Origin of the sequence: Collimonas fungivorans (genome assembly GCF_028292705.1) — a bacterium.
Lineage (GTDB): Bacteria > Pseudomonadota > Gammaproteobacteria > Burkholderiales > Burkholderiaceae_D > Collimonas > Collimonas fungivorans_B.
This window is the reverse complement of the sequence record NZ_JAQGLV010000405.1, coordinates 1-6,888: the sequence shown is the minus strand read 5'-3', so window position 1 is coordinate 6,888 and position 6,888 is coordinate 1. Positions and strand designations below refer to the sequence as shown.

Annotated in this window: 4 protein-coding genes; all 4 read left to right on the top strand. The window is 62.0% G+C overall.

What is annotated here, in order from left to right; all coding sequences use genetic code 11:
* The coding region (locus JWQ61_RS21655) for a transglutaminase family protein (RefSeq protein WP_304362341.1) at positions 1 to 1,543 on the top strand (1,543 nt) is incomplete at its 5' end.
* Between the two features lie 126 nt (positions 1,544 to 1,669).
* Positions 1,670 to 4,201, top strand: a complete 2,532-nt coding sequence (locus JWQ61_RS21650) for a circularly permuted type 2 ATP-grasp protein (protein WP_304362340.1) — start codon at positions 1,670 to 1,672, stop codon at positions 4,199 to 4,201.
* Positions 4,201 to 5,133: a transglutaminase family protein gene (locus JWQ61_RS21645; protein WP_304362339.1), complete on the top strand. Its 933-nt coding sequence runs from the start codon at positions 4,201 to 4,203 to the stop codon at positions 5,131 to 5,133. The genes JWQ61_RS21650 and JWQ61_RS21645 overlap by 1 nt, the downstream gene beginning before the upstream one ends.
* Before the next feature lie 42 nt (positions 5,134 to 5,175).
* Complete coding sequence (locus JWQ61_RS21640; protein ID WP_304362338.1) at positions 5,176 to 6,729, top strand: M20/M25/M40 family metallo-hydrolase; 1,554 nt, start codon at positions 5,176 to 5,178, stop codon at positions 6,727 to 6,729.
* Positions 6,730 to 6,888 lie beyond the last annotated feature (159 nt).

The window sequence follows — 6,888 nt, the reverse complement described above, 5'->3', positions numbered from 1 at the left end:
GCCGGCGCCGTTCGAATCGGCCGACCAGATTGCCCGCACCGCCCTGTGCGCGGAAGTACGGCAGGGCGTGCTGTACCTGTTCATGCCGCCGCTGGAGCGGCTGGAGGATTACCTGGAACTGGTGGCGGCGATCGAGGCCACGGCGCAGGCCCTGGAACAGCCGTTGCTGATGGAAGGTTATGAACCGCCCAACGATCCGCGCCTGGCCAAGTTCAGCGTCACGCCCGATCCCGGCGTGATCGAGGTGAATATCCAGCCCATGCACAGCTGGGGCGAGCTGGTAAGCAACACGACCTACCTGTACGACGTAGCGCGCGAGACCCGCCTGACCACCGAGAAATTCATGCTCGACGGCCACCATTCCGGCACCGGCGGCGGCAACCACCTGGTGCTGGGCGGCGCCACCACCAGCGATTCGCCGTTCCTGCGCCGACCCGACCTGTTGCGCAGCCTGATCAGCTACTGGCACAACCATCCGGCGCTGTCTTACCTGTTCTCCGGCATGTTCATCGGACCGACTTCGCAGGCGCCGCGCGTCGACGAAGCGCGCAACGATGCGGTGGTCGAACTGGAACTGGCGTTTACCGAAATGGACAAGCAGCTGGCGAAAGACGGCTGTGCGCCATGGCTGGTCGACCGGCTGCTGCGCAACCTGCTGATCGACGTCACCGGCAACACGCATCGCGCCGAATTTTGCATCGACAAGCTGTATTCGCCCGACAGCAGCACCGGCCGCCTCGGCCTGCTGGAGCTGCGCGCATTCGAAATGCCGCCGCATGCGCGCATGAGCCTGACCCAGCAGCTGTTGCTGCGGGCGCTGGTGGCGCGCTTCTGGAAGACGCCGTACAAGCCGCCGCGCCTGGTGCGCTGGGGCACCGAGCTGCACGACCGTTTCCTGCTGCCGCACTTCATCTGGCAGGATTTCTGCGATGTGATGGACGACCTGCAGCAGGCTGGTTACGCACTCAAGCCGGAGTGGTTTGCGCCGCATTTCGAGTTCAGGTTCCCGAAAATCGGCGACTTTGCCATCAATGGCATCGGGCTGGAACTGCGCACTGCGCTCGAGCCCTGGCATGTGCTGGGCGAGGAAAGCCGTTCCGGCGGCAACGCCCGTTACGTCGATTCTTCGCTGGAGCGCTTGCAGGTGAAGGTGAACGGCATGGCGCCGGATCGTTATGTGCTGACCTGCAACGGGGTACCGGTGCCGCTGCAGCCGACAGGTCGTGTCGGCGAATTTGTCAGCGGCGTACGTTACCGCGCCTGGCAGCCGCCGTCGGCCCTGCATCCGACCATCGGCATCGACTCGCCGCTGACCTTCGACCTGGTCGATACCTGGAACGGCCGTAGCCTGGGCGGTTGCCAGTATCACGTGGTGCATCCCGGCGGGCGCAGCTACGAGACGTTTCCGGTCAATGCTTTCGAAGCCGAAAGCCGGCGCTTGGGGCGTTATTTCCGTCTCAACCACACCCCGGGCCCGATGCAGGTAACTACGCCGATAGCGTCCATCGAGTTCCCATTTACGTTAGACTTACGTCACTTCTGATCAAGCTCGGCAGTCATGGTGCAGAAAAGCCGTAGCGCAACTATTTTCAGTTTGCGCTGCGACTTTTTCGCGGCCTTGGCGGCAGGGTTTGCATTTAACCGTTTCAAGTGACGCAAGCGATTAATCATGTACCGGCGTTTACTCGAGAGTTATCCCGCAGAGGCGGATCGTTACGACGAAATGCTGGAAGCCGGCGGTCGCCTGCGGCCGCACTGGCGCACCCTGATCGACCAGCTCGAAGGGCTGTCGCCGGAGATCCTGCGGCGCCGCGCGCGCGAAGTGCGCGAAGCGATTGCCGCCGACGGCGTGACCTACAATGTGTACGCCGATCCGCAGGGCGCCAACCGGCCCTGGGAACTGGATCTGTTGCCGCAGATTATTTCCGCCGACGAATGGCAGACCTTGTCCGCCGCGGTGGTGCAACGTGCGCGCCTGCTCAATGCAGTGCTGGCCGATCTGTACGGCCCGCAGACGCTGCTGTCTGAAGGACTGCTGCCGCCGGCGCTGGTGTTCGGCCAGCATGGCTACCTGTGGCCTTGCCGCGGCATCGAGCCGCCGGCGGGCATACACCTGCACCTGTATGCAATCGACCTGGCGCGTTCGCCGGACGGCCACTGGTGGGTCATGGCGGACCGTACCCAGGGGCCGTCGGGCGCCGGTTACGCCTTGCAGAACCGGCAGATCATGTCGCGCGCGCTGCCGGAGACGGTGCGCGACATGCATGTGCAATCCCTGCTGAAATTTTTCCATACCCTGCACGACAGCCTGAACGCGCTGGCGCCGGCTGGCGGCGAGACGCCGCTGGTGGTGCTGCTGACGCCGGGGCCGTATAACGAAACCTATTCCGAGCACGCATTCCTGGCGCATACCCTGGGTTTCCCGCTGGTCGAAGGGGCGGACCTGATGGTGCGCGGCGACATGGTCTACCTCAAGACCCTGAGCGGCCTGCGGCGCGTGCATGCGATCCTGCGGCGGCTGGATGACGACTATTGCGATCCGCTGGAATTGCGCGCCGATTCCGCCCTCGGCATTCCCGGGCTGGTGCAGGCTGCGCGCCTCGGCAATGTGCTGATTGCCAATTCGCTGGGTAGCGGCGTGCTGGAATCGGGCGCCTTGCACGGCTTCTTGCCGGCCATCTGCCAGCGTCTGCTCGGCCAGCCATTGGCGCTGCCGGCGGTCGCGTCGTGGTGGTGCGGTGAAAAACCCGCGCTCGACTATACCTTGGCCAACCTGGAGCAGCTGGTGATCATGCCGGCGTTTCCCTCGATGCGGATGCAGCCTATCTACGGCCACAGCCTGAATGCGCAGTCGCGCCAGCGCCTGATCGAGAGCCTGCATGCCCAGCCGCACGCTTATGTCGCCCAGGAGTGGGTACGCCTGTCGCAGGCGCCGGTGTTGTCGCGCAGCGGCGAATACCGCTTGATGAGCAGGGCCATCAGCTTGCGGGTATTCGTGGTGGCCGCCGCCGACGGCAGCTACCATGTGATGCCGGGCGGCCTGACGCGGGTCGCGCCGCGCCAGCGCAAAGATATCGTATCGATGCAGCAGGGCGGCGCCAGCAAGGATGTCTGGGTGCTGGAGCAGGTGCGGCCGGAAGCCGCGGACGCGCCTGCAATGCCGGCTGAGAATGCTGGCGGCCGCCAGCGTTCCCTGGATATTGCATTGGACACCATCCGCAGCACCGTCGATATTTCCTCGCATGCCGGAGAAAACCTGTTCTGGATGGGACGCTATGCCGAACGTTGCGACAACCTGGCGCACCTGCTGCGCGCCACCCTGCAGCGCAGCACCGATGTCCAGGGCGAAGCGCGCGAAACCTTCTACCAGCTGTGCGAGATTTGCCGCGGCCTGGGGATTGCCTTGCCGGCGGCGGCGGAGCGGCCCACCATCAGCGCCTTGCAGCAGGGCTTGATCGCCGCCGTCGTCGATCCTGCTGCCGGCGTTGGCATTGCCGCCAACCTGCGGCATTTGCACCATTGCGGCTACCAGGTGCGCGAGCATCTTTCACTGGATAACTGGCAAGCGATCAATCGCATGCCAGGCCTGGTAGCGGACAGCAGCGTGACGCCTGCCGTTGCGCTGTACATGCTGAACAAGGTGATCGAAGCTTGCGTCGGCCTGGCCGGCCATGCGCTGGACGACATGACGCGTGACGAGGGCTGGCATTTCCTGATGCTGGGACGCCACATCGAACGCATGACGCATCTGGCGGGCTTGTTCGGCCAGTTCCTGAGGCTGCCTGCGGAGCGCCAGAATAAAACCCTGCCATGGCTGCTGGAATCGGCCAACAGCGTGGTCACTTACCGCGTGCGCTACCGGCGCGCGCCAGAATGGCTGCCGGTATTGCATCTGCTGGTGTTCGACGTCAGCAATCCGCACGGGATTGCTTTCCAGTTCCATATGCTGGAGCGCTACCTGAGCGATATCGCCGAGCAGCTGGGTACGCTCAGCATGGATACGCCGGCACACTTGTCGGCCTTGCTGCGCGACTTTGAACTGCAGGATCTCAGCCACGATTCCTTGTTCGTGGCCGATGCCCACACACGCCTGGTGCAGCTGATGCGCGACGCCATCGCCGGCGCTTTTTCCTTGTCGGACGAACTGGCCCGGCATTTCTTCACGCCCTTGAACGCACCGGTCAGCCAGGGGGTGTCGTAATGAGCGATTTCGTTTATCACATCCGCCACGATACCCACTACGCTTACTCGCTGCCGGTGCGCCTGTCGCACCAGATGCTGCGCCTGACGCCGCGTTCCTTGCCATGGCAAACCTGTACCTCGCATGGCATCGGCATCACGCCTGAGCCGCAAAACCTGCGCTTGCTGCTGGACAGCTTCGGCAATCCCATGCAATCGTTTTCATTGGAGAGCGACCACACCGATCTGCGCGCGGTGGCCGAATCCTGGGTCAGCCTGACGCCGCGCCAGTTGCCGCCGCTGACGCCGGCCTGGGAACAGGCGCGGGCCAAGCTGTCTTACCAGGCCGGCCAGTTCTTGCTGCCGGACGACCTGGAGGCCACGCGCTATCTGTTTGAATCGGCGCATGTGCGGATCAAGCGCGAATTTCTTGCTTATGCCGCGGAATCGTTCACCCCCGGCCAGCCTTTGCTGGCCGGGATTGACGCCTTGATGACCCGGATTTTCCAGGAATTTACTTTCGATCCGCTCGCCACCACGGTCTCGACGCCGGTAACGGATGTATTCGCCACCCGGCGCGGCGTGTGCCAGGATTTCGCCCACTTCATGCTGTCCTGCCTGCGTTCGCTGGGCCTGGCGGCGCGCTATGTCAGCGGTTACCTGCTGACCGAACCGCCGCCGGGGCAGCCGCGCCTGATCGGCGCCGACGCCTCGCATGCCTGGGTGTCGGTGTACTGCCCTGGACTGAACGGCCAGGACAGCTGCTGGATAGACGCCGATCCGACCAACGGCATCTTTCCGGATATCAGCCACATCACGCTCGGTTGGGGCCGGGATTTCCTCGACGTCTCGCCCTTGCGCGGCGTGCTGATCGGCGGCGGCCAGCAAACCATGGATGTTGCCGTTACCGTCATGCCGGCCCATGAAGCGCCAGGCTTCGGATTCGCGGTTTGACCGATGCATACTCTGACCTCATTTGATCGCACCTGAAAAAATATGAAAACATTCTTCCAGCACTGTCAGTTGGCCGCCTTTGCCATGACCATATTTTCGACACAGTCTCTTTATGCGGCTGAACCATCGATCGCACCACAAGTGCAGCTTGCTGCGCAAGCAAGTTTCAAGGAATGGGCCGAGGTGCTGGCAATTCCCAACGACTCTGCGGTAGCCGCCGATATCCAGCGCAATGCCGCCTGGTTTGAACAGGCTTTTCAGCGGCGTGGTTTTCATACCAGGCAATTACCCAATAACGGCAAGCCGCTGCTGTTTGCAGAGTTTCCAAAGAGCGGTCCCGGTCTTCCCACAGTACTGTTTTATGGACACATGGATGGACAGCCAGTCAATCCCTCTGAATGGCAACAGAAAAGCCCGTGGACACCAGTACTGAAACAGCGCAATGCAGCAGGCCAGTGGGAAGCCATGCCGCTGGATAAGCTGTTCGCCAAGGATGTCGATCCAGAGTGGCGTTTGTTCGCCAGAGCCTCGGCGGATGACAAAGCACCGATCATGATGTTGCTGGCTGCGATTGACGCACTCAAAGCCGGCGGCCAGACGCCGGCGATCAACCTCAAGGTCATTCTTGACGCAGAAGAAGAAAAAGGATCGCCGTCATTGGGCGGCGTCATCAAGCGGAATCAGGATTTGTTGAAGTCCGATATGCTGGTCGTGCTGGACGGTCCGATGCACCCCAGCAATCAGCCAACATTGGTATTCGGCAATCGCGGAATCGTTGTCGGCACTTTGAAGGTTTATGGCCCGAAGCAAGATAGCCATAGTGGACACTACGGTAACTATGCCGCTAACCCGGCGCAATTGATGGCGCGTTTGCTGGCATCGATGAAAGATGATGAGGGCCGAGTTACGGTTCCAGGTTATTACGATAGCGTCAAGCTGGACGCTGATTCATTGCGTGTCATGCGCGCAGTGCCAGACGACGAAGCGGCGCTGCGCCAGCGCCTCGGGATTGCGGTGGCAGATAAGGTCGGACAAAATTATCAGGAAGCGATGCAATATCCGTCGCTCAATGTGCGTGGCATGCAATCTGGAGATGTCGGCGAGAAGGCTCGCACTGTCGTGCCGGCGATGGCCGTCGCCGAACTGGATCTGCGTACCGTACCTGAAACCGAGCCGGCGGCCCTGATAGCTTTACTTAAGGGATTTGTGGAGAAGCAGGGTTTTCACCTGGTCAATGGCGAGCCGAGCGATGCGGATCGCGCCCGCTATCCTAAACTGGCTTCGCTTGAGTTTGAGTCGGCATCGGCATCCAGCAGCGCCGTTCGTACCGATCTGCATGCGCCAGTCAGTAATTGGCTGCGCCGCTCTTTGACCAAGACCTACGGTAAGGACCCGGTGCAGATCAGAATGATGGGGGGCACTGTTCCGACTGGCGCGCTAGTCGATGCTCTGAAAGTTCCTTTCGTGATTGTGCCGCTGGTCAATGCCGATAACAATCAGCACAGCGCCAATGAGAATATGCGGTTGGGAAATTACGTCAATGGTGTGAACAGCCTTGTAGGTATTCTGTCGGAGCCCTTTGGCAGCAAGCCCTGAACGATCTAGAAACTGCCACGACAGCAGTCAAATCAACAGTCCTAAGGCGCCCGCACGTGATGCACCAGCGCCACCGCGCGCGGATCGGGCGGCGGCGTCAGCAGGCTGACCACGATCAGCGCCAGCAGGCCGGCCGGCACGCCGAAGATGCCGGCCGCC

What these genes read in the sequence shown, in the direction of transcription:
- JWQ61_RS21650 (WP_304362340.1), top strand. Translation starts at nt 1,670, where the DNA reads ATGTACCGGCGTTTACTCGAGAGTTATCCCGCAGAGGCGGATCGTTAC.
- JWQ61_RS21645 (WP_304362339.1), top strand. Translation starts at nt 4,201, where the DNA reads ATGAGCGATTTCGTTTATCACATCCGCCACGATACCCACTACGCTTAC.
- JWQ61_RS21640 (WP_304362338.1), top strand. Translation starts at nt 5,176, where the DNA reads ATGAAAACATTCTTCCAGCACTGTCAGTTGGCCGCCTTTGCCATGACC.